Source organism: Pseudomonas sp. 8(2025), assembly GCF_052665325.1.
Genome location: NZ_JBQOIE010000008.1, coordinates 205,382 through 227,843, shown reverse-complemented (window position 1 = coordinate 227,843; position 22,462 = coordinate 205,382). Strand labels below are relative to the sequence as shown.

At 64.8% G+C, this 22,462-nt stretch carries 21 protein-coding genes; 15 read left to right on the top strand and 6 right to left on the bottom strand.

Annotated features, from left to right (window positions below; all coding sequences use genetic code 11):
- Nucleotides 1-148 precede the first annotated feature (148 nt).
- Nucleotides 149-1,033 carry a DMT family transporter gene (locus ACUXVH_RS17305; protein WP_011059676.1) on the top strand — a complete coding sequence of 295 codons (885 nt, stop codon included), beginning with the start codon at nt 149-151 and terminating at the stop codon, nt 1,031-1,033.
- Between the two features lie 193 nt (nt 1,034-1,226).
- Here ACUXVH_RS17305 and ACUXVH_RS17300 read toward each other — a convergent pair whose 3' ends face one another.
- From ACUXVH_RS17300 to ACUXVH_RS17290, 3 genes are read right to left on the bottom strand one after another with little or no spacing between them, the layout of a single operon-like run.
- Nucleotides 1,227-2,276: an alkene reductase gene (locus tag ACUXVH_RS17300; RefSeq protein WP_011059677.1), complete on the bottom strand. Its 1,050-nt coding sequence runs from the start codon at nt 2,274-2,276 to the stop codon at nt 1,227-1,229.
- 34 nt (nt 2,277-2,310) lie between these two features.
- A complete protein-coding gene (locus tag ACUXVH_RS17295; protein WP_011059678.1) occupies nt 2,311-3,477 on the bottom strand; it encodes an MFS transporter in 1,167 nt (388 codons plus the stop codon).
- Between the two features lie 18 nt (nt 3,478-3,495).
- Nucleotides 3,496-3,798, bottom strand: coding sequence for an ArsR/SmtB family transcription factor (locus ACUXVH_RS17290; RefSeq protein ID WP_011059679.1), 303 nt, complete (start codon nt 3,796-3,798; stop codon nt 3,496-3,498).
- A 153-nt stretch (nt 3,799-3,951) separates the two neighbouring features.
- On the opposite strand from ACUXVH_RS17290, the gene ACUXVH_RS17285 reads away from it, so the two are divergent.
- Nucleotides 3,952-4,533: an acyl carrier protein phosphodiesterase gene (locus ACUXVH_RS17285; protein ID WP_015634438.1), complete on the top strand. Its 582-nt coding sequence runs from the start codon at nt 3,952-3,954 to the stop codon at nt 4,531-4,533.
- A gap of 105 nt (nt 4,534-4,638) precedes the next feature.
- On the opposite strand, the gene ACUXVH_RS17280 is transcribed toward ACUXVH_RS17285, so the two are convergent.
- Nucleotides 4,639-5,433, bottom strand: a complete 795-nt coding sequence (locus ACUXVH_RS17280; RefSeq protein WP_011059681.1) for a lysophospholipid acyltransferase family protein — start codon at nt 5,431-5,433, stop codon at nt 4,639-4,641.
- Nucleotides 5,433-6,188 (bottom strand): L-ornithine N(alpha)-acyltransferase, encoded by a 756-nt coding sequence (olsB, locus tag ACUXVH_RS17275; protein ID WP_015634439.1) that lies wholly within the window; start codon nt 6,186-6,188, stop codon nt 5,433-5,435. The genes ACUXVH_RS17280 and olsB overlap by 1 nt, the downstream gene beginning before the upstream one ends.
- Nucleotides 6,189-6,328: 140 nt before the next feature.
- On the opposite strand from olsB, the gene ACUXVH_RS17270 reads away from it, so the two are divergent.
- The 10 genes from ACUXVH_RS17270 to ACUXVH_RS17225 all read left to right on the top strand — a co-directional run bounded on the left by ACUXVH_RS17270 (nt 6,329) and on the right by ACUXVH_RS17225 (nt 17,206).
- The gene (locus tag ACUXVH_RS17270) at nt 6,329-7,207 is read left to right on the top strand and encodes an acyl-CoA dehydrogenase (RefSeq protein WP_123397666.1); all 879 of its coding nucleotides are present in this window, start codon (nt 6,329-6,331) and stop codon (nt 7,205-7,207) included.
- A 195-nt stretch (nt 7,208-7,402) separates the two neighbouring features.
- Complete coding sequence (locus tag ACUXVH_RS17265) at nt 7,403-8,500, top strand: serine hydrolase domain-containing protein (RefSeq protein ID WP_065364442.1); 1,098 nt, start codon at nt 7,403-7,405, stop codon at nt 8,498-8,500.
- Nucleotides 8,497-8,826, top strand: a complete 330-nt coding sequence (locus ACUXVH_RS17260; protein WP_011059685.1) for a hypothetical protein — start codon at nt 8,497-8,499, stop codon at nt 8,824-8,826. Before ACUXVH_RS17265 ends, ACUXVH_RS17260 begins: the two co-directional genes overlap by 4 nt.
- A 171-nt stretch (nt 8,827-8,997) precedes the next feature.
- Nucleotides 8,998-10,173, top strand: coding sequence for a M20 aminoacylase family protein (locus ACUXVH_RS17255; RefSeq protein ID WP_065364441.1), 1,176 nt, complete (start codon nt 8,998-9,000; stop codon nt 10,171-10,173).
- A 101-nt stretch (nt 10,174-10,274) separates the two neighbouring features.
- Nucleotides 10,275-11,585 (top strand): MFS transporter, encoded by a 1,311-nt coding sequence (locus ACUXVH_RS17250; RefSeq protein ID WP_011059687.1) that lies wholly within the window; start codon nt 10,275-10,277, stop codon nt 11,583-11,585.
- Complete coding sequence (locus tag ACUXVH_RS17245) at nt 11,582-13,045, top strand: amidase (RefSeq protein ID WP_065364440.1); 1,464 nt, start codon at nt 11,582-11,584, stop codon at nt 13,043-13,045. The genes ACUXVH_RS17250 and ACUXVH_RS17245 overlap by 4 nt, the downstream gene beginning before the upstream one ends.
- An 80-nt stretch (nt 13,046-13,125) precedes the next feature.
- Nucleotides 13,126-13,893: an IclR family transcriptional regulator gene (locus tag ACUXVH_RS17240; protein ID WP_015634445.1), complete on the top strand. Its 768-nt coding sequence runs from the start codon at nt 13,126-13,128 to the stop codon at nt 13,891-13,893.
- Between the two features lie 183 nt (nt 13,894-14,076).
- Nucleotides 14,077-15,384, top strand: a complete 1,308-nt coding sequence (locus tag ACUXVH_RS17235; protein WP_103290492.1) for an OprD family outer membrane porin — start codon at nt 14,077-14,079, stop codon at nt 15,382-15,384.
- 81 nt (nt 15,385-15,465) lie between these two features.
- Nucleotides 15,466-16,047, top strand: coding sequence for a YceI family protein (locus tag ACUXVH_RS17230; RefSeq protein WP_011059691.1), 582 nt, complete (start codon nt 15,466-15,468; stop codon nt 16,045-16,047).
- A gap of 1 nt (nt 16,048) precedes the next feature.
- Nucleotides 16,049-17,206: a phospholipase D-like domain-containing protein gene (locus tag ACUXVH_RS17225; protein WP_065364438.1), complete on the top strand. Its 1,158-nt coding sequence runs from the start codon at nt 16,049-16,051 to the stop codon at nt 17,204-17,206.
- Between the two features lie 243 nt (nt 17,207-17,449).
- Here the strand turns inward: ACUXVH_RS17225 and bglX are convergent, their stop codons facing one another.
- Entirely contained in the window at nt 17,450-19,741 is a 2,292-nt protein-coding gene (bglX, locus tag ACUXVH_RS17220; RefSeq protein ID WP_053156707.1) for a beta-glucosidase BglX, read from the bottom strand.
- Between the two features lie 382 nt (nt 19,742-20,123).
- On the opposite strand from bglX, the gene ACUXVH_RS17215 reads away from it, so the two are divergent.
- Genes ACUXVH_RS17215 through ACUXVH_RS17205 form a run of 3 tightly spaced genes read left to right on the top strand, consistent with a single transcriptional unit; the run spans nt 20,124 to nt 22,444 of the window.
- On the top strand, nt 20,124-20,732 hold the full coding sequence (locus ACUXVH_RS17215; RefSeq protein ID WP_011059694.1) for a LemA family protein: 609 nt from the start codon (nt 20,124-20,126) through the stop codon (nt 20,730-20,732).
- Nucleotides 20,732-21,652: a TPM domain-containing protein gene (locus ACUXVH_RS17210; protein WP_065364437.1), complete on the top strand. Its 921-nt coding sequence runs from the start codon at nt 20,732-20,734 to the stop codon at nt 21,650-21,652. Before ACUXVH_RS17215 ends, ACUXVH_RS17210 begins: the two co-directional genes overlap by 1 nt.
- 33 nt (nt 21,653-21,685) lie before the next feature.
- Nucleotides 21,686-22,444 (top strand): TPM domain-containing protein, encoded by a 759-nt coding sequence (locus ACUXVH_RS17205; protein ID WP_065364436.1) that lies wholly within the window; start codon nt 21,686-21,688, stop codon nt 22,442-22,444.
- Nucleotides 22,445-22,462 lie beyond the last annotated feature (18 nt).

Below are 22,462 nucleotides of genomic sequence, written 5' to 3'. Positions count from 1 at the left end.
ATTGAGTCCGGTTGTGTCAACATTTAAGGCGAGGGACGTTCATACCCGGGGTCGCACTTCACAATGGGGTGCTTTTATATACGGGCTTGCTGCAGGTTGATAGATAGCGAGCTACGTATTTTGTAGGGATTTTGTTGCGGGTGTGTGAATGAGTGTGAGCCCTTCACCGTTCAACGGCGCGGAACACCCCATCAAGGGGATCGCCCTGATCTGCCTGGCGGTCCTGCTGTTTGCCAGCCACGACACGTTATCCAAATACCTGTCGGCTTTTTATCCCATCGTCATGGTGGTCTGGGCCCGCTATGTGGTGCACACCCTGTTGATGCTGGTAGTCTTCGTGCCGCGCAGTGGTTTCTCTGCGGTGGTGCGCACCAAGCGCCCCGGGCTGCAATTGCTGCGGGCCCTGTGCCTGATCGGCACCAGCCTGCTGTTCACCACCGGCCTGCGCTATATTCCCCTGGCAGAAGCGACCGCGGTCAACTTCCTGGCGCCCTTGCTGGTGACTGCCCTGTCGGTGCCGTTTCTGGGAGAGCGGGTCAGTCGCGCCCAGTGGCTGGCAGTGCTGGCGGGGTTCGTCGGGGTGCTGATTGTGGTGCGTCCCGGTGGCGCGTTGTTCACGCCGGCAATCCTGCTGCCGCTGGGGTCGGCGCTGTGCTTCGGCTTCTACCAGTTGCTGACCCGCAAGCTCAGTGGTGTCGACAGCCCGACCACCAGCAACTTTCTCACCGGGATCCTCAACAGCCTGATCATGAGCGCGCTGCTGCCGTTCTTCTGGAGCACGCCGACGTTGGTTCATGGGCTGTTCATGATCGGCCTGGGCACCTGCGGCATGCTCGGCCACATGTTGCTGACCCAGGCGTTCCGCCATGCCGCGCCGGCGATGCTGGCGCCTTTCAGCTATGGGCAGATTCTTTTCGCCGGGCTCTTTGGCTACCTGATCTTCGACCATACCCCGGACCAGTACGCCCTGGTCGGTATCGCGGTCATCTGCCTCAGCGGCCTGGCGGTGGCCTGGGCCCAGCGCAAACGCTGAATGGCTTTCTGTAGCCCCTGCCGCAGGCCGCGACAAGGTTCGCAGGACCTTCATCGAACTTGAGATGGTCGCGCCCCTTCGGGGCGACCGTGCGTACGCGGCCCGAGCCTGCGGCAGCGGCTACAACGAATGTGCAGGCCATGAAAAAGCCCCGGCTCGCGAGAGTCGGGGCTTTTTATCGAGCGATGCAGGCTTACAGAGTCGGGTAGTCGATATAGCCGACCGGGCCCTTGCCGTAGAAGGTTTCCGGGTGCGCTTCGTTCAACGGCGCATCGGCCTTCAGGCGGGCTGGCAGGTCCGGGTTGGCGATGAAGGGCACACCAAAGGCCACGGCGTCAGCCTTGCCAGCGGCCAGCCAGGCGTTGGCGCTGTCCTTGGTGAAGCGTTCGTTGGCGATGTAGGGGCCGCCAAAGGCTTCTTTGAGTTGCGGGCCCAGGCTGTCGGCGCCTTCTTTCTCCCGGGAGCAGATAAAGGCGATACCGCGTTTGCCCAGCTCCCGAGCGACGTAGGTGAAGGTCTCCGCCAGGTTGGCATCACCCATGTCATGGGAGTCGGCACGTGGTGCCAGGTGCACGCCTACCCGGCCGGCACCCCAGATCTCGATGGCCGCGTCGGTGACTTCCAGCAGCAGGCGGGCACGGTTTTCCAGGGAGCCGCCGTACTGGTCGGTACGCTGGTTGGTGCTGCTTTGCAGGAACTGGTCCAGCAGGTAGCCGTTGGCGCCGTGGATTTCCACGCCGTCGAAACCGGCGGCCTTGGCGTTTTCCGCGCCGACCCGGTAGGCGTCGACGATGTCGGCGATTTCAGCGGTTTCCAGGGCCCGCGGAGTTGGGAAGTCGGCCAGTGGGCGCACCAGGCTGACATGCCCCTTGGGCTGCAGGGCGCTGGGTGCCACCGGGGTTTCGCCGTTCAGATAGGACGGGTGGGAGATGCGTCCGACGTGCCACAGCTGCAGGAAGATCTTGCCGCCGGCGCCGTGTACTGCCTTGGTCACATTGGCCCAGCCACGCACCTGGTCGTTGGACCAGATGCCGGGGGTGTCCGGGTAGCCCACGCCCATGGGGGTCACCGAGGTGGCCTCGCTGAGGATCAGGCCGGCGGAAGCCCGTTGTACGTAGTACTCGGCCATCAGCGCGTTGGGTACGCGGCCGGCATCGGCGCGGCAGCGGGTCAGCGGCGCCATGATGATGCGGTTGGACAGTTCGAGATCGCCGAGTTTGATCGGATCAAAGAGAGTCGTCATGGAATGCAGCCTTCTTTAAGGGATAGGGAGAGGATCAGTGGGTTGCAGGAGCCAGTTCGGCGTTGCCGCCCTGGCGAAAGGTAATCAGCGTCACCAGCAGGGCCAGGATCGCCAGGGCCGCTGCTGCCAACGGCACGCTGGTCAGGCCGAAGCCGTGGGCGATGACGCTGCCGCCGACCCAGGCACCCAGGGCATTGCCGATGTTGAAGGCGCCGATGTTCAGGGTCGAAACCAGGTTCGGTGCGGCCTTGCCGAAGGTCACTACGTTGACCTGCAACGCCGGCACTGCGGCAAACGAAGCGGTGGCCCAGAGGAACAGGGTGATCTCGGTGGGGATCAGCGCCACGCTGGTCCAGGTCAGTACGGTGGAGACCACGGCCATGGCCGCGAACACGCCGATCAGGGTGGCGCCCAGGCGCTTGTCCGCCAGTTTGCCGCCGATGATGTTGCCCAGGGTCAGGCCCAGGCCGATCAGCAGCAGGGTCCAGGTCACGCCCTTGGGCGAGACACCGGTGACATCACCGAGCAGCGGTGCAACGTAGGTGAAGAGGGTGAACATCGACGCGGCGAACAGCGCGGTCATGCTCAGGGACAGCCAGATGCCCGCGCCCTTGAGGGCTGCCAGCTCTGCACGCATGTCGAGTTTTTCCTCGTCGCGCTTGGCCGGCAGGAAGCGCAGCAGGCCGATCAGCGCCACCACGCCGATGACCGTCACCGCCCAGAAGGTCGAGCGCCAGCCGGCGGCCTGGCCCAGGGCGGTGCCCAGGGGCACGCCAAGGACGTTGGCCAGGGTCAGGCCGGTGAACATCAGGGCCACGGCCGAAGCGCGCTTGTTGGCGGGCACCAGGCCGGCGGCCACCACTGAACCGATACCAAAGAAGGCACCATGGCACAGCGCGGTGATCACCCGGGCAAACATCAGCACGTTGTAATCACTGGCCAGTGCACACAGCAGGTTGCCGACAATGAAGATTCCCATCAGCGCCACCAGGGCTGCCTTGCGGGGCAGGCGGGCAGTGGCCAGGGCCATGAAGGGCGCGCCGATGGCCACCCCAAGGGCGTAGCCGGTGACCAGCCAGCCGGCGCCGGGAATCGACACCCCGAGGTCCGCCGCCACATCGGGCAGCAGGCCCATGATGACGAACTCGGTGGTACCGATGGCGAAGGCACTCAAGGCCAGGATGAGAAGCGAAAGGGGCATTGTCGGGTCCTTGTCAGGTCAGAGCTGTTGGCTCATTTGCGTGAGGAACTGCTGGATGGTTTCCTCGTTGCGTTTGAAAAAATGCCATTGGCCGACTTTCCGGCTGCTGATCAGGCCTGCGCGTTGCAAGGTGGCGAGGTGGGCGGACACGGTCGACTGCGACAGGCCGCAGCGTTGGTCGATCTGCCCGGCGCAGACGCCGTGCTCATTGCTGTGAGCCTGATCGGGAAATTCGACAGTCGGGTCTTTCAGCCAGTGCAGGATTTCCCTGCGAACCGGATGTGCCAGGGCTTTTATTATTTCGTCGAGGTCGAGGGACATGGCGGTGCTCGTTTTTTGTGAAACGTTGTATCGCGATGAAGCGAAATTTAAATCGTTATTTCGCGATATACCAATATGATTTTGGTCTTAAATCATTACTTATCGGCATATCGGGTTATAACGATATGTAGGTCGCAGTGCTAAGCTGCGTCCATGAATTATCTCGCACATCTGCACCTTGGCGGCCAGCGCCCGGGTCAATTACTCGGCAGCCTGTATGGCGATTTCGTCAAGGGACGCCTGCAAGGGCAGTTTTCGCCCGAGGTCGAGGCGGCGATCCAGCTGCATCGGCGCATCGATACCTACACCGACAGTCACCCGCTGGTGGTGGCGGCGCTGTCGCGTTTCTCCCTGACGCGAAGGCGTTACGCCGGCATCGTCATCGACGTGTTCTTCGACCATTGCCTGGCCCGGGATTGGCAGCATTACGCCGACCGGCCCCTGCCGCTGTTCACCGCCGAGGTGTACCGGGTGCTGGCGGCCGAGCCGCAGTTGCCGGCGCGGCTGGCGCAGATTGCGCCTTACATGGCGGCGGATGACTGGCTGGGTTCCTATCGCGAGTTCGCGGTGCTGGAGCAGGTGTTGCGGGGGATTGCCCGGCGCCTGTCACGGCCAGAGGAGCTGACCGCGGCGATGGTCGAGCTGGAACGGCTGTATGAACCGTTGAGCGAAGACTTCCGCGCTTTCTACCCGCAATTGCAGGCATTCGCCGCGCAGCACATCCAATTGCCCTGACTCACGATGGCTGTTGTAGGAGCTGGCTTGCCAGCGAAGGTGCTCTCATGACCGACGCAGGTTTCAAGGGCCTTTTCGCCGGCAAGCCGGCTCCTACAGAGAGTTTCAGGCGGCGACCAGTTCGCCGTTGCGGCGTGGTTCGGCGGGCAGCATGACATCACCGAACAGCGCCTTCTGCACTGCTTGCTGGGCCTGGAAGGCCAGCGCCGCACGTTCCTGGCCCTGGCAGGCAATCGGCTTGAGCAGGTGGATCTCCACCTGGCCCCGGTCATTGGCGAACAGGCGCATCAGGTGCGAGAGCAGATCGTCGTCGCCGATGAAGGGCGCCAGGGTATCGATCTGGCCGTCGCGCAGATAACGGATCGCCACCGGCTGCAGGCAGACGTCGGCATCGATGGCGCTGGCCAGCAAGCGCCCGTGGAAGGTGCGCAGGCCACGGCCATCGGTGGTGGTGCCTTCGGGGAACAGCAGCAGTGGGTGCTGCTCCTGCAAATGCCGGGTCATCTGCTTGCGGATCAACTGGCTGTCACCGGCGCCGCGGCGGATGAACAGGCTGCCGGCCTTGGCGGCCAGCCAGCCAGCCACCGGCCAGGTGCGCACTTCGGCCTTGGACAGGAAGGACAGCGGCGTCAGCATGCCCAGCAGCGGGATATCGGTCCAGGACACATGGTTGCTGATCCAGAGCATCGGTTGGCGGGGCAGCTCGCCATGCACCGAGACCTGAAAGGGCAGGGCATTGCTCAAGCGTGCCATGAAGAAGCGCGACCAGCGCTGGCGCCGGACCATGGAGTTGGCGACCCCCAAGCGCTCCAGCAAGCCGAAGATACTGGCCATGCTCAGGCCCAGCGCCACCACCAGCAGTACTCGGGCGATGCGCCCGTAGACCCGCAGCCGGCGCATCAGACCGCCGCCTTGAAGTGCCGGGCGTAGCGCGGGCACAGCTCGTCGCGCTTGAGCAGGATGAACACATCGGCGACCTGGAAATCCTCGTCCCAGCACGGCTCGCCGCAGATCTTCGCGCCCAGGCGCATGTAGGCCTTGAGCAGGGGCGGCATCTCGGCGATCACATTGGACGGAATGTCCAGGCTCGGCAGCGGGTTCTTCGGCTCGGCCCGCAGGTGCTCGGTGCACAGGTAGCGCTCGCGCAGGCGCTGCATGATCGCCTGGGCCTGCACGCCGCCGTCCTGCATGGGGATGCTGGCGCAACCCATCAGGTAGCTGTAGCCACCCTGATTGAGCACTTCCGCCAGTTCGCCCCAGAGCACGGCGATGGTGCCGCCGTTGCGGTAGGCCGGGTCGACGCAGGTGCGGCCGATCTCCAGGATCGGCCCTTTGAGCTGCACCAGGCCGTGCAGGCTGAATTCTTCTTCGCTGTAGAAACGCCCCAGGCTGCTGGCGGCCTGGTGGTCCAGCAGGCGGGTGGTGGCCACCAGGCGCCCGGTGTTCAGGTCGCGCACACCGATGTGGCTGCAATGAACGTCATAGTCATCCATGTCCAGACCCAGTTCCGCGCCCTTGAGCTTGGCGTTGAACTCGCCACTGAAGACGTTGAAACGCAGGGCCTGGGCTTCTTGCAGAGCCTTCGCGCCGATCAGGCGTTCGGCTTGCAGGCGGCGTTCAGTGCCGGTGTCGCTGATGCGGGCGATCTGAGTCATCGTGAATCTCCGTGCGGGCTACTGACCCGCCTTGGGTTGCAGCCAATCGACTTTGTTGTGCAAAGTCAGGCTATGTAGCCCCGGTGTCATCGCCATGAAGCTTTGGTGATGCTTATATGACAGCCCCTGAGGACCTTCGAATGCCCTGGCAAGCCCTGCTCGAGAGCCGTGAACGATTGCCCGCCAACCCCGACCTGGCCGAGGGCTACGGGGCTTTGCTGGCGCACCTGGGCAACATCACGCCCTTCGAACTGGCGGTGCGCGGCGGGCGCTTGATGGCCACCCCGGGGCTGGCGTTCCTGGTGGGCTACCAGGCGGCATTGCGCATGTTGTGGCCCAGCGCGCCGTCCAGTCTGGGGGCTTTGTGCGCGACCGAACGCCGCAGCCTGCGCCCGGCGGACATGCAGACCCGCCTGGAGGATCTGCGCCTGCACGGGCGCAAGGATTTCGTCACTGCCGGCGATGCCGCCGACTGGCTGCTGGTGGCGGCTCGCTGCGAAGCCCCGGGGGAGCGCGCAGCCCTGCGCCTGACGGTGGTCTATCCCGGCGAGCCCGGGGTCAAGGTCCAGACCCTGCCCGCCATTGCCTTGATGCCGGAGATCAGCCACGGCTGCCTGGAGCTGGACAACGCCGCCTGCGAGTTGCTCGCCGGCGACGGCTGGGATGCCTACGTCAAGCCGTTCCGCACCCTGGAAGACATCTATGTCCTGAGCGCCATGCTGGCCTGGCTGTATGGCGTGGGGCAGGACAGCGGCTGGCCGCAGCCCTTGCAATTGCAATTGCTGGGCTTGCTGGCCGGCTGCGCCGAAGCCAGCCGGCAGAACCCGGCGCTGAGCAGCGGGCACATTCTGCTGGCGGGCCTGTTCGTGCAGTTCGAGGCGCTGAAACCCGAGATCGGCATTGCCTTCGCCCAGGGGCCACAGCTCTGGCGCGAGCAATGGACCCGCGACCAGGCCCTGCTGGACCTCGCCGCCAGCGCTCGCGCACAGCGCCTGGCCAAGGCCCTGGCCTCCCTGTAGGAGCCGGCTTGCCGCGAGGAATGCGCAGTCTCCGAAACCGCATTCGCTGGCAAGCCAGCTCCTACAAGAAGCGGTTCTCGCGCCCTATCGAATATTCGCCCAACCCTGTAGGAGCCGGCTTGCCGGCGAAGGTTGTCGCGAAACGGTCATGTGCCCGCAATAGGCTCGGCCCCAGACGGCTCTCGAGTGTCCTTCATGCCCAAAGCTTGGTTGCTGCTGGCCCTGCTTCTATTACTCAGCCTGCCGGCCCGGGCCGAGGAGTGGCCGGCGCTGCAATGGAGCCAGGGCACGCCAGCCAGCGGCCCGGCGCTGCAGGCCCTGGAGGAATACGCCTTTGTGCCCCGGGACGATGAATCCCGCCAGGGCATTCGCACCGACGCCTTGCTGGTGATCCGCGACGGTCGACTGCTCTACGAGCGCTACGCCGGGGCAACCGGGCCACAGACGCCCCATCTCGCCTGGTCCGCCAGCAAGAGCCTGCTGGCGGTGCTGCTGGGGGTGGCCTTTGGCGAGGGGCGGTTCCAGTTGCAGGACCCGGCGGCGAAGTTCTACCCGCCGCTCGAGGCCCATCCCGACATCACCCTGGCGGACCTGCTGCACTGGGCCTCGGGCCTGGATTGGCAGGAAGACTATGAATACGCCCCTCTCAACTCTTCGGTGGTGGCCATGCTCTACACCCGCGGGCACCGGGACATGGCCGCCTTCACCGCGCAACAGACCGCCTCCGGCCCGCCGGGCCAGGTGTTTCGCTATTCCAGCGGCGACAGCAACCTGCTGGCGGCCAGCCTGCGGGGCATGGTGGGGGAGGGGCAGTATGCGGACTATCCCTGGCGTGCCCTGTTCGAACCCCTGGGTATCACCCAGGCGGTGTGGGAGCGGGATGCTGCTGGCACTTTCGTCGCTTCCTCGTACCTCTACCTGACGGCCCGCGATCTGGCTCGCATTGGCCTGCTGATGCAGCGCGATGGCCGTTGGCGCGACCGGCAATTGCTGCCCAAGGCCTGGGTCGAATTCTGCCGCACGCCCTTTCGTGGCTATCGGGCCAACCAGGACGTGGCCGTGGCGGGCGGGCACTGGTGGCTCAACCGCGAGGTGGACGGGGCGCCACGGCCCTGGCCGGATGCCCCCGCCGATACCTACGGCGCGCTGGGACACTGGGGCCAGGCGCTGTATGTGCTGCCGGCGCAGCGCCTGGTGATCGTGCGCTATGGCGACGACCGTGACGGCAGCTACCAGCACAATGAACTGCTCAAGCGGGTGCTGGCCGCCTTCGCCACGCCGGAGCAGCCATGAAGCCCTGGCCCTTGATCCGTCGGCGTCCGCTGCTCAGCCTGCTGGCGCTCGGGCTGCTCCTGCTGCTGGGCTGGGGCTGGCAGCAGCGGGTGGCGTTGCAGGCCTTCCCGGACATCCTCGGGGCCTACACCGCCAAGGAGTACTGCTCCTGCCGTTACGTCATGCAACAACCTGCCGACTACTGCCGCGCCTACGTGCGCCAGTACCTGCCCACCAGCGCTTTTCTCGATGAGCCGCAGCCCCGTCGTGTCACCGCCAGCGCGCTGGGGCGCACCCATAGCGCGGTCTGGCGCAGTGCCCGTGAAGGTTGCCGCCTGGACCCCTGACCGGGGTCGAAACGATGGCGGCAGCTTTGTGTTCCATCCAGTGGAACCACATTTGATTGTCCTGTGCCCCGGCTCGCGGTTATCTGACGCAGAGCTTCGAGCACGCCCTGGCCCTCGTGCAGCGCTCCGAAAAAAAGAACGGGAACCCACCCGGCCCAGAGGAGATACGCCATGACCCGACACCAGCACATTCTTGCCTGGCTCAACGATGTCGCCAGCGACCTGCGGGCCATCCGCCAGGACATTCACGCCCACCCCGAGCTGGGTTTCGAGGAAAACCGCACCGCGGCGCTGGTGGCCCGCAGCCTTGAAGAGTGGGGTTATGAAGTGCACACCGGCGTGGGCCGGACCGGCGTCGTAGGGGTGCTGCGCAACGGCAGCAGCCCCCGCACCCTGGGCCTGCGGGCCGACATGGACGCCCTGCCGATCATCGAGAACACCGGGGTGCCCTACAGCAGCCGCTACAGCGGTTGCATGCACGCCTGCGGGCATGACGGCCACACCACCCTACTTCTCGGGGCGGCCCGTTACCTGGCGGCGACCCGGCAGTTCGACGGTACCCTGAACCTGATCTTCCAGCCGGCGGAGGAGGGCCAGGGTGGCGCCGAGGCCATGCTTGCCGACGGCCTGCTGGAGCGTTTCCCCTGTGATGCCCTGTTTGGCCTGCACAACATGCCGGGGCTGCCGGCCGGGCACCTGGGCTTTCGCGAGGGGCCGATGATGGCCTCCCAGGACCTGCTCAACGTGATAGTCGAAGGCGTCGGCGGCCATGGCTCCATGCCGCACCTGACGGTAGACCCGCTGATGGCAGCGGCGAGCATGGTCATGGCCTTGCAGACAGTGGTAGCGCGCAACATCGATGCCCAGGAAGCCGCGGTGGTCACCGTAGGGGCCCTGCAAGCAGGCGAGGCGGCCAACGTCATTCCCCAGCAGGCCCTGCTGCGCCTGAGCCTGCGGGCCCTCAACGCACCGGTGCGCGAGCAGATGCTGGAGCGGGTCAAGGCCATTATCCGCACCCAGGCCGAGAGTTTCGGTTGCTCGGTCAGTATCGAGCATCGCCCGGCCTATCCGGTGCTGGTCAACAGCCCGGAGGAAACCGAGTTCGCCCGCAAGATCGGTGTCGAGCTGGTGGGGGCCGAGGCGGTCAACGGCAATACGCCGAAGCTGATGGGCAGCGAAGACTTCGGCTGGATGCTGCAGCGCTGCCCGGGCAGCTACCTGTTCATCGGCAACGGCGTGGCCCAGCCGATGGTGCATAACCCGGGTTACGACTTCAACGACGACATCCTCCTCACCGGCGCGGCCTATTGGGGCGCCCTGGCGGAAAGCTGGCTCAAACCGTCCTGACCCTTCCTGTTCCTGTGTCCCTGACTGCCCCGGGCGTGTTGTAGGCGCCCGGCACTTTAGCGAGCCCGCCAGAAGGCTCAAAAGTCTCCAAGGAACATCCCATGAGCGTCTCGACTCCCTCTGTTTCCAGGACCCGGCAGGTGGTTGCCGCCGTGGTCGGCAACGCCCTGGAATGGTACGACTTCATCGTCTACGGCTTTCTCGCCAGCTTCATCGCTCGCCAGTTCTTTCCCGCGGAAGACGAATACACCTCGCTGCTGATGGCCCTGGCCACCTTCGGCGTGGGTTTCTTCATGCGCCCGGTGGGCGGTGTGCTGCTGGGGATCTATTCCGATCGCAGGGGCCGCAAGGCGGCGATGCTGGTGATCATCCAACTGATGACCCTGGCCATCGCGATGATCGTGTTCGCCCCCAACTATGCGGCCATCGGTATCGGAGCGCCGCTGCTGATCGTGGTAGCACGCATGCTCCAGGGCTTTGCCACCGGTGGTGAGTACGCCAGCGCCACGGCCTACCTGGTGGAGAGTGCGCCGCCCCACCGCAAGGGCCTTTACGGCTCCTGGCAGTTGGTGGGGCAGTGCCTGGCGGTATTCAGCGGGGCGGCGATGGTGGCGGCGGTGACCCATTTCTTCTCGCCCCAGACCCTGGAACTCTGGGGCTGGCGCCTGCCATTCGTGATCGGCCTGCTGATCGGTCCGGTGGGGCTGTGGATCCGCAAGTACATGGAAGAGCCGCAAGCCTTTGTCGAGGCACGCAAGCAGGTGCGTGGCAAAGGGCCCGGGTTGTGGCAGGTGGTATCGGCCTATCGCCGAGCGATCCTGGTGTCCATGTGCATGTGCTGCGGGGGCACCGTGTCCTTTTATGTGGTGCTGGTGAACATGCCGACCTTTGCCCACACCAACCTCGGCCTGCCCCTGGATCAGGTGCTGTTGGTGCAGATGTTCGCCGTGGCCCTGATGACCCTGGTGATTCCCTTTGCCGGGGCCTTGTCGGATCGCATTGGGCGACGTCCAGTGCTGATGGCGTTCACCCTGGCGTTTTTTGTCATGGTCTATCCCTTGTATGTGTGGGTCGCTGCGGCGCCATCCATCGAGCGCCTGCTGGTGATGCAGATGCTGCTTTGCGGGGCCATCGGCGGTTTCTTCGGCCCCGGCCCCACGGCCCTGGCCGAGCAGTTTCCCATCGAGGTGCGCTCCACCGGAGTGTCGGTGGCGTATAACGTCACGGTCATGCTGTTCGGTGGCTTTGCGCCGTTGATCGTGACCTGGCTGAGCAAGGTCATGGCCACGCCGGTGGCGCCAGCCTTCTATGTCCTGCTGACCTCGGTCCTCAGCCTGCTGGGTACCTACTGCATGTATGACGCGGTCAGAGACGAAAAACCCGATGCCGTGAGCCTGGGAGGTGAGTCTTGATCAACCCCGCAGAACCATCGATCAATGCGTCGATTGTCGACTTGGATGCCCTGGCGCTGTCCCGGGCCATCCATGCCCGCGAGCTGTCCTGCCGCGAAGTGATGCAGGCCTACCTGGCGCAGATCGAGCGCTGCAATCCACTGGTCAATGCCCTGGTCTCGCTGGGGGACCCCGAGGCCCTGCTGGAGCAGGCCGACGAGCGAGACCGGCAGTTGGCCCAGGGCCAGTCCATGGGCTGGATGCACGGCATGCCCCAGGCGATCAAGGACCTGGCGGCCACCGCCGGGATGACCACCAGCATGGGTTCGCCGCTGTTTGCCGAGCATGTGCCCCAGCAGGATGCCATCAGCGTGGCGCGGGTCCGGGCCAGTGGCGCGATCATCGTCGGCAAGAGCAACGTGCCCGAGTTCGGCCTGGGCTCCCATACCTACAACCAGTTGTTCGGCACCACGGGCAACGCCTACGACAGCACCCTGTGTGCCGGCGGCAGCAGCGGCGGGGCCGCGGTGGCTCTGGCCCTGCGCATGCTGCCGGTGGCCGACGGCAGCGACATGATGGGCTCGTTGCGCAACCCCGCAGCCTTCAACAACGTGTTCGGCATGCGGCCCTCCCAGGGCCGGGTGCCGTTCGGCCCGACTCCGGAACTGTTCGTGCAGCAGTTGGCCACCGAAGGTCCCATGGGGCGCACGGTGGCCGACGTGGCGCGGCTGTTGGGTACCCAGGCCGGGTTTGACGCCCGGGCGCCTCTATCGCTGAAGGACCCATCGGCGCAACCGGAGGCGGCGCTGCAACGAAATGTGAAGGGCCTGCGCCTGGGCTGGCTGGGGGACTACAACGGCTACCTGGCCATGGAGCAGGGCGTACTGGGCCTGTGCGAAAAGGCCCTCGGGGATTTCGCCAGCCTGGGCTGCGAGGTGGAAAGCTGCCAGCCGGACTTTTCCCTGGCCCAGCTCTGGGATTGCTGGCTGGTACACCGCCACTGGGTGGTCCAGGGCTCCCTGGGGGCGCTGTACGACGACCCGGACAAGCGCCGCTGGCTCAAGCCGGAAGCGTGCTGGGAAGTGGAGGGCGCGGCGAAGCTGAGCGCGGCGGATGTGTATCGCGCTTCCCAGAGCCGCAGCGACTGGTATCGCGCGTTGCAGCGCCTGTTCGAGCATTACGATTTCCTGCTGCTGCCCACCGCCCAAGTGTTCCCTTTCGATGCACGGCAAGCCTGGCCGCGGCAGATCGATGGGCAGGAAATGGACACTTACCACCGCTGGATGGAAGTGGTGATCGGCCCGACCCTGGCCGGCTTGCCCAGTATCAGCATTCCGGTGGGTTTCAACCTGGCCGGTTTGCCCATGGGGCTGCAGATCATCGGTCCGGCCCAGGCCGACCACGCCGTGCTGCAATTGGCTTACGCCCATGAGCAGCTGACGCAGTGGGTGCGGCAGCGGCCGCCGGGCAACCTGCGGTAATCAAAGGGGTGTGGTCGCCAAGGTCCGCAGGCCCGCATCTTGCTGGGTAAAACCTTTTCCTCAGTCAGGGAGCTCGGACTATGGCCAGCAAGGTAGAAACCGGCAGCGTGCGCTCAGTGGAGCGGGCCCTGGCCATTGTCGAGCTGATCGGCCAGCACCAGGCCCTGGGCCTGGAGGAGCTGCACTACCTGACGGGCCTGGCCAAGGCCACGGTATCGCGCATGCTGCTGACCCTGCAGGAACAGGGCTGGATCTATCGAGGCCTGAGTGACCGGCGCTACCGCCTGAGCGCCCGGAGCCTGTTCGGTGACAGCCGGCAGCGCTTCAAGCGCCAGATGGTGGAGCAGGCGGCGCCCTGGTTGCTGGAATTGAGTGCACGTACCGGATTGGTCACCGACCTGTCGAGCTTCGACGGCGAGAGCCTGGAGGTCCTGGAAAGTGCGGTGCCCGAGGTATTGCGCAAGCGCTACCCGAGCAACAGCCGGATTGTCGGCCAGCATGCCAGCCTGTTTCATTCGGCCATGGGCAAGGCCTGCCTGGGGGCCCTGGCCAGTGCAGAAGTCGAGCGTCTGGCCGAGCAGGAGCAGGTGCCGGCCGAAGCCCGGCAACAGTGCCTGGAATCCCAGCACCTGGGGTTCGGCCAGCGCACCGAAGGGCACTGGGAATACCCGGTGCGCCTGCCGTTCCTGATCCGCGCCGTGGCCTTGCCGCTGCAGGCCGAAGGCCGGGTGATCGGCAGTATCGCCCTGCACTGGCCGCGGGACCTGGCCTGTGTCGAACAGGTGCGCAACCGCCACCTGTGGCTACTGGCGGAAACCGTCGAGCAGGTGCAGAAAGACATCGCCTGAAACCTCCCGCTCGGGCATTCCGGCTGCCCTGATCGTGCTGCGCGGACAACGCTCTCCTCAGACACCGGGTTCCATTCTGCGGAACCAGTGCCCATTGCCCTTTGCCCCGCTGCTCCGAGAATGAAGCCTGGTCCGCCTTCGGCGGCCATGACGCCAATTCCAATAATAAGAACAGGTGATCTCATGCGGGCTGAGCAACGTTATCTGAGCGGGCTGTTGTGTTGTCTGGTGGCCGGTGGGGCCTTGGCCGAGGGCTTTTTCGAGGACAGCCGCAGGTCCTTGCGTTACAGCCAGTCCTACTGGAAGGAAAACGACGGGGGAGGGTTCGGTCCGACCCGGGATGAATGGGTACAGGCCACCCAGTTCAGCTTCAGTTCCGGCTGGTACCGCGAGGTGCTGGGGCTCGACTACAGCTATGGCCTGGCCGATGCCTTGCACGTAGGGCGAGACGCCAACAACATCAGCAACCTGCGAGCCGACCGCAGCGTGCAGCAGCCCCATGGCATCGCCAAGCCCCTCGAACTGTACCTGCGTGGGCGCTGGGTGGATGAAGCCGGAACCTTCAGCGCCGGAGTGGGGAAAAAAAGCCGGCAATACCAGCTTTACCGCGACGATCGCTATTCGCGCATCCTGCCGGCGGCCACCCTGGGCCAGGACCTGAGCTACGAGCGTGGCGCGCTGAGCCTGAACTTCAGCCGCATCGACGGTTTCAGCCCGCGCAACGACTCGGGCTGGAGCCAGGACCTGCGCAACTATCGAGGGCAGAGGATCGATGACCTGCGGCTCTATGCCCTGGGTCATGTGTTGCCTGGTGGCAGCAACCTGCAGCTTGAATACGGCGTGGCCCGGGACTACCTGCGCGCGTCCTCGGTGAAACTGACCCACAGTTTCGAACTGGCCCCCGAGCGCGGCATCGATGTGTATGCCATCTGGGGGCGCCAACAGGATGCCGGCAAGCGCTTCGAGTATTCCGGCGTGCGCGGGCTGTATGAGGCGGAGCGCTCTCACGATGCTCGGCATCTGGATCTGCTGTTCAAGTACCGGTTCAGCCGCTACTACGCCGGGCTGACCTGGAACAAGGTCTGGGGTGACGACTATGACCGCACCTTCTTCGCCCAGGACAACGGCACCTGGAACAGCAGCGGCAAGCTGTTCTACTACTTCGGCCTGCAGGACGAGGAGATGTTCAAGCTGCTGGGAGGCATGGATTTCGCCGACTTCGGCTTGCCGCGGCTGAAGTTGGATATGCACTACGCTGCCTCCAATCACGCCAAAGGCTACGCAGGTTTTTCTCGCCGGGAATTTCAGAGCGTGCTGCGCTATGCCTTCGACGGCTGGTTCGATGGGCTCGATGTCGCCTGGCTGCACGGGCGCTTTCGTACCCACGGCGAGCCCGATGGCATCCAGCGCCAGAGCCTCTCCAGAGGACCGGCAGGCATCATCAGCCATAGCGCCGAACGCTTCTACCTGAACTATACCTACCGCTTCTAGCTCTACTGCGCCGCCTGCCGTGACGTTTGCCAGCCTTCTGGCGGGCGGTTAAGGTGGCGCCTTCTGTTCATGGGAGCTTGCATGCGTACGCCGATCCGCCTTCTTTTCAGCCTGCTCGGGGTACTGGCCCTGCCGGCCCAGGCCAACTGGTACCTGGACAACGAATCTTCCCGCGTGTCCTTCGTCACCACCAAGAACGCCAGTGTTTCCGAGGTCCAGCGCTTTCTGGTGCTGCATGGCAAGGTCGATGGCAAGGGCCAGGCGCAGTTGCAGATCGAACTGGAGTCGGTGAGCAGCGGGATTCCCTTGCGCGATGAGCGCATGCGCCAGGAACTGTTCCAGATCGCCCAGTTTCCCGAGGCGCGGATCAGTGCACAGATCAACCTGCGACCGATCAACGACCTGGCCCCCGGCGCACAGATCGAATTGCTGCTGCCGGTCACCGTCGCCCTGCACGGCGAGGAACACACCTACAACGCCGAATTGCTGGCCACCCGCCTGGATGACCGGCGCTTCCAGGTGGTGACCCTGGAACCTCTGGTGCTCAACGCCGAGGACTTCAACCTGGCCCCCGGCCTCGACAGCCTGCGCAAGATGGCCGGGTTGTCGGCCATCAGTTTCTCGGTGCCGGTGGGTGCGGTGCTGATCTTCACGGCGCGCTGACATGCGCGCAGCGGTGTTCCCCTGGCGCGAAGGCAACCGCTTCGAGTTGCTGATCGACGGCCCGCAGTTCTTCCCGCGGATGCTGGTGGCCATTGCCCGCGCCCAGTACCAGGTGGAACTGGAGCTGTACCTGGTGGAAGCCGGGACCTGCGCCGAGGCCATGGTCCAGGCCCTGGTGCAGGCAGCGCAGCGCGGGGTGCGGGTGCGCTGCCTGTTCGACGACTACGGCAGCCTGGCCTTTACCCAGGCCCTGCGCCGCAGCCTGACCGAGGCCGGTGTCGAGCTGCGCTTCTACAACAGGCTGAAATGGCGCCAGGGCTTTCTCAACCTGTACCGCGATCATCGCAAGCTGCTGCTGGTGGACCAGGCCCTGGCGGTGGTGGGCGGCACCGGAGTCACCGATGAGTTCTGGAAGCCCGAGGACAACAGCTGCGACTGGCATGAGGTGATGGTGGAGATTGCCGGCCCCATGGTCAGCGACTGGCAGCAGCTGTTCGACCGGCAATGGAGCGCCAACCTGTATCGCGGGGCCTGGAAGCCCGGTGCCGATTTCGGCCTGCCACGCCTGCCGCGCCTGCCCGATACCGGCGAGGGCATGGGCCGGGTGGCCTACGCCGACGCCCGCCAGCACCGCGACATCCTGCATTCGCTGATCCGGGCCCTGAGCAGCGGGCAGCGGCGCATCTGGCTGGCGACCCCGTATTTTCTGCCCACCTGGTCGGTGCGCCGTTCGTTGCGCAAGGCGGCGGCCCGCGGCCTCGACGTACGCCTGCTGCTGACCGGGCCGCGCACCGACCACCCGGCGGTGCGCTATGCCGGGCACCGCTACTACCCGCGCCTGCTCAAGGCCGGGGTGCGGATTTTCGAGTACCAGCCGCGTTTCCTGCACCTGAAGATGGCACTGGTGGACGACTGGGTGAGCGTGGGCTCGTGCAACTTCGACCACTGGAACCTGCGCTTCAACCTGGAAGCCAATCTGGAAGCCCTGGACCCTGCGTTGACCCAGGCAGTGGTGGCGAGTTTTGACGCCGACTTTGCCCAGAGCGAGGAAGTCAGCCTGGCGGTGTGGCGCAAGCGACCGCTGTGGCGGCGGATCAAGCAGCGGATCTGGGGTTGGGTCGACCGTCTGGTGGTCAACCTGCTGGATCGGCGCGGCTGACTCACGTGGCTGACTGTCACGGCTGACACGGCTGGTTGTGGCCGCTGCCGCAGGCTGCGAACGAGCGCGAAGCGGTCGCGGCGGTCGTGAGTCCGATGGAGGTTTGGCGGGAGATCGACAAGCACGGTCCTGCGGACCTTTGCGCAGCCTCGCAGGCTCGGCAGCGGCGACAGATATTGCAGCGATTGTGGGGATTACAGAAGGAGTCGGCCGGCGCAGGTCCTGCGCCGGCCGCTGGCAGGCTCAGAGCAGTTCGAAGCTCTGTTGCTTGACGTCCTGGGAATCCAGGCCGATCTGCACATTGAAGTCGCCCGGCTCTGCGGCGTACTTGAGCTGCGCGTTGTAGAACTTCAGGTCGTCCTCGGTGATGGTGAAGTGAATGGCTTTCTCTTCACCGGCCTTGAGCATGACTTTCTGGAAGTTCTTCAATTCCTTGATCGGGCGGATCATCGAGCCGGCCACGTCCTGGATGTACAGCTGCACCACGGTTTCGCCGTCACGCTTGCCGGTGTTCTTCACCGTCACGCTGGCGTCGAGCTTGCCGCTCTTGTTCAGGGTGGTGGAGGACAGGGCCATGTCCGACAGGCTGAAGCTGGTGTAGCTCAGGCCATAGCCGAACGGGAACAGCGGGCCGGTGGTGTCGTCGAAGTACTGCGAGGTGTAGTTGCCCGGCTTGCCCGGGGTGAACGGCCGGCCGATGGTCAGGTGGTTGTAGTAGGTGGGGATCTGCCCCACGGAGCGGGGGAAGGTGATCGGCAGCTTGCCCGACGGGTTGTAGTCGCCGAACAGCACGTCGGCGATGGCGTTGCCACCTTCGGTGCCGCTGAACCAGGTTTCCAGGATCGCATCGGCCTGCTGGTTTTCTTCCAGCAGCGACAGCGGCCGGCCATTCATCAGCACCAGCACCAGTGGCTTGCCGGTGGCCTTGAGGGCCTTGATCAGGTCGCGCTGGCTGGCAGGAATGTGCAGGTCGGTGCGGCTCGAGGATTCGTGGGACATGCCCCGGGATTCACCCACCGCGGCCACGATCACATCCGATTGCCGGGCGGCCTTCACCGCTTCGTCGATCATCTGCTGCGCCGTGCGCGGGTCGTCCACCACTTCCGGGGCATCGAAGTTGAGGAAGTTCAGGTAGTCCACCACCTTCTTGTCGGCGGTGATGTTGGAACCCCGGGCGTACACCAGTTGGGCCTTGTCTCCCAGTACATTGCGCATGCCGTCGTAGAGGGTCACCGATTGCGCCGGCACCCCGGCGGCGGCCCAACTGCCCATCATGTCGATCGGCGCCTTGGCCAGCGGGCCCACCAGGGCGATCTTCGCGGTTTTCTGCAGTGGCAGGGTGTCGTTCTGGTTCTTCAGCAGCACCAGGCTGCGTCGCGCGATATCCCGGGCGTCGCTGCGGTGCAGGCGGCTTTCGGCGTTGGTGTCGGCGGGGTCGTCCTCGGCCTTGCCGATGCGCACGTACGGGTCCTTGAACAGGCCCATGTCGTACTTGGCGGCCAGCACTTCACGCACGGCGTTGTCGATGTCCTTCTGTTCGATCTCGCCGGACTTGAGCAGCCCCGGCAGCTCCTTGCCGTACAGCGAATCGTTCATGCTCATGTCGATGCCGGCCTTGATCGCCAGTTTGGCCGCTTCACGTCCGTCCTTGGCGACGCCATGGCGGATCAGTTCGATGATCGCCCCGTGGTCGCTCACCGCCAGGCCCTTGAAGCCCCACTCCTTGCGCAGCAGGTCGTTCATCAGCCAGGTGTTGGAGGTGGCGGGCACGCCGTTGATCGAGTTCAGGGCCACCATCACCCCGCCGGCACCGGCGTCGATCGCCGCGCGGTAGGGCGGCAGGTAGTCCTGGTACATCTTCACCGGGCTCATGTCGACGATGTTGTAGTCGCGACCACCTTCCACCGCGCCATACAGGGCGAAGTGCTTGACGCTGGCCATGATGCTGTCCGGCAGGGCCGGGCTCTGGCCCTGGTAGGCCTTGACCATGACCTTGGCGATGCGCGAGACCAGGTAGGTGTCTTCGCCAAAGCCTTCGGAGGTACGGCCCCAGCGCGGATCGCGGGAGATATCGACCATCGGCGCAAAAGTGATGTCCAGGCTGTCGGCGCTGGCTTCCTTGGCGGCAATGCGCCCGGAGCGGCCGATGGCATCCATGTCCCAGCTGGAGGCCAGGGCCAGGCTGATGGGGAAGATGGTCCGGTGGCCGTGGATCACGTCGTAGGCGAAGAACATCGGGATCTTCAGCCGGCTGCGCATGGCCGCGTCCTGCATCGGCCGGTTTTCCGGGCGGGTGATGGAGTTGAAGGTGCCGCCGATATTGCCCGCGGCAATTTCCTTACGGATCAGCTCGCGGGGCATTTCCGGGCCGATGCTGATCAGCCGCAGCTGGCCGATCTTCTCTTCCAGGGTCATGCGCTTGAGCAGGTCGCTGATAAAGGCTTCTTTGTTTTCCAGGGGGACCGGGGCAGTTTCGGCCAATACAGGGTGACTGGCCAGGCTGACCAGCAGGCCCAGCAAACACAGCTTCTTCATGAATATTGTTCTCAAGGGCTCAAGACCGACGCATGAGTGACGCGTCGAACAGCCAAAATTTAGGGAGCGACTATTGTTGTTCAGATAATTCCCGCACACTTCAGGCCATGTGAAAACTGCTGCGTTCGGCAATACGGCGTTAAAAACAGGCTCGGAATGCTCATGTAGGCTCCTACACTCCGCTTCCTCGCCTGTTTTTGCCTTGTCTTGCCTTCACTCGCGACGTTTTCACACCGCCTTATTTCTGAACTCTTTTTCGCGCTGGGCATCTTTTAGCCCATCAGCCCGATGCATTCCAGTGGCGCAGGCAGATTTTGCCCACAGGATGTGTGAAAGCGGGCAAAAGCTTCATTTCAATCAGGTTGTGCAAGGAGCCTCACCCATGAACATCACTCAAAGCCTGCGTTCGAGCTGGCCCATCGCTGCCTTGTTGCTGCTTACCAGCCTGCTCAGCGGCTGCGGCATCAACAACATTCCGACCCTGGACGAGCAGGTCAAGGCCGACTGGGGCCAGGTGCAGAACCAGTACCAGCGCCGCGCCGACCTGATCCCCAACCTGGTGGAAACCGTCAAGGGCTACGCCAAGCACGAAGAGCAGACCCTCACCGCGGTGATCGAGGCGCGGGCCAAGGCCACCTCGATCCAGGTGGACGCCAGCACCCTGGACAACCCGGAAAAACTCAAGCAGTTCCAGCAGGCCCAGGACCAGTTGAGCGGTGCCCTGAGCCGCCTGATGGTGGTCTCCGAGCGTTACCCGGACCTCAAGGCCAACCAGAACTTCCTGGCCCTGCAATCCCAGCTTGAAGGCACCGAGAACCGCATCGCCGTGGCCCGTCGCGACTTCATCCTTGCGGTGCAGAAGTACAACACCGAGATCCGTACCTTCCCCGGCCGCCTGTGGCACAGCCTGATGTACAGCGACATGCCGGTGCGTGAATCCTTCGAGGCCACCAGCCCCGACGCCGACAAAGCGCCGCAAGTCAAATTCTGATGAGCCACGGGCGGCGCGTGCTGCAAGGCGCGCTGCTGTGGCTTTGGCTGGTGGGTGGCGCCGTACTGGCGCAACCACCCGGGCCCACACCCACGGATGGGGTGCCGTTGCGTTCGTCGCAACCCGCTGTCCAGGTCGAGCCCGCACCGACCACTGCGACAGCGGCACCGATTGAACGCCTGTTTCCCAAGCTGACCGGGCGGGTGGTGGACACCGCCCAGTTGCTCACGCCATCGGCGCAGGTCTACCTGGCGCAGATGCTGGAGCGGCTCGAGCAGACCACCACCGACCAGGTCGTGGTGGCCACGGTGCCGAGCCTGGGTGGCCATAGCATCGAGGAGTTCGGCCTGCAGTTGGGCCGGCACTGGGGGATCGGCCGGAAGGACAAGAACAACGGCGTCCTGCTGCTGGTGGCCAAGGACGATCGCAAGGTGCGGATCGAGGTCGGTTACGGCCTGGAGGGGCGGCTCAACGACATGGTGGCCCACTTCATCATCGATGGTTCGATCATTCCGTACTTCAAGGACGACCTGTATTCCTCGGGGATCATTGCCGGGGCCACGTCCATCGTGAGCGTATTGTCGTCCACCGACCGGCCGATGCTGGTGTACCGCTCGGTGGAGAAAAGCTGGTACCAGGACATCGAGTGGATGTGGTGGTTCGAGAGGTTGTTCTACCTGGTGTTCGTCGGTGTACCGTTGTTCGGGTTCCTGACCCAATGGCGCAGCGGCGATGACTCGCCGGTTGTTGCCAGCGGCGATTCGGCCAGGCGCGAAACCAGGGCCGAGCGCGACACCGGTTCGAGCAGCAGTGCGTTCGACTGGTTCGACTCCAGCAGCTCCAGCTCCAGTTCAAGCTCGGACAGTTTCAGCGGGGGCGGCGGCAGTTTTGGCGGTGGCGGGGCGTCCGGCAGTTGGTAGCACACGCGGACAAACATTAAGGATGAGGTGCTGATGCGACTCTATAAAATTGGCCTGGTGCTGTTGCTCTGGGTCTTTGCGGTCTCGGCCCAGGCCGAGCTGAGGTTTCCGGCCCTGAGCGGGCGGGTGGTGGACGACGCGCAGATGATCGAGCCGACCATCAGCGCCCTGCTGACTCGGCAACTGCAAGCCCACGAACAGGCCACCGGCGAACAGTTGGTGGTGGTGACCCTGCCGAACCTGCAAGGCGTCAGCATCGAGGAGTTCGGCTACCAGTTGGGGCGCCACTGGGGCATCGGCCAGAAGGACAAGAACAACGGCGCGCTGCTGATCGTCGCCCGGGACGAGCGCAAGCTGCGCATCGAAGTGGGCTACGGCCTGGAGGAGCGCCTGACCGACGCCCAGGCCTCGGTGATCATCAACCAGGTGATCACCCCGGCGTTCAAGACCGGGCAGTTCAGCAAGGGCATCAGCGACGGGGTTTCGGCCATGCTCCTGGTGCTCGGCGGCACGCCGCTGGACGAGCCGGCCACGGCCTATGACAGCGGCGGCCAGAGCAGCGACCAGGACGATTTTGTCCAGCGTCACCCGTGGCTGTTCATCTTCCTGGTGCTGCTGTTCATCCTGGTGATCATGGTGGCGCAGGCGCTCGGCTTGATCACCACCACCAGCGGGCGCGGCGGTGGCGGAGGCGGTGGCTTCGGCGGTTTTGGTGGTGGCTCCGGCGGCGGGGGCGGCTTCAGTGGTGGCGGCGGCAGCTTTGGCGGCGGCGGTTCCTCCGGCGGCTGGTAACTGACAATAAAAAGCGGA